This is a genomic window from Bartonella sp. TT110JLCBS (assembly GCF_042193405.1).
Taxonomy (GTDB): Bacteria; Pseudomonadota; Alphaproteobacteria; order Rhizobiales; family Rhizobiaceae; genus Bartonella.
Window position 1 is genome coordinate 1 of the sequence record NZ_JBHILT010000296.1, and the last position, 265, is coordinate 265.

Annotated in this window: 1 protein-coding gene; it reads left to right on the forward strand. The window is 31.3% G+C overall.

Annotation, left to right across the window (positions count from 1 at the left end):
• Window positions 1-265 (forward strand): dTMP kinase (locus ACFILW_RS10990; protein WP_375685853.1); only part of this gene is annotated, 265 nt, incomplete at both ends.

The following is a 265-nucleotide window of genomic DNA, read 5'->3' on the forward strand; positions in this document are numbered from 1 at the left end:
GCTTATTTTTATGCTCGAGAGCTTTCTGTTGAAAGTGTAGTTAAATTAAATCAATCTATTCCAAGACCTCATATTACATTTTATCTTCATTTACCGCCCACTACTATACTAGAGCGGTTGCAGAAAAGGGATGGTTTAAACTTAAAATACGAAGAAAAACTCTCTTTTATTGAAAAAGTTTATGAAGTATACCAAGTTTTATCAGAAATAGATGAGCGGTTTATAACAATTGATGGAACTACTCCTGTTTCTTTAATTCATCATC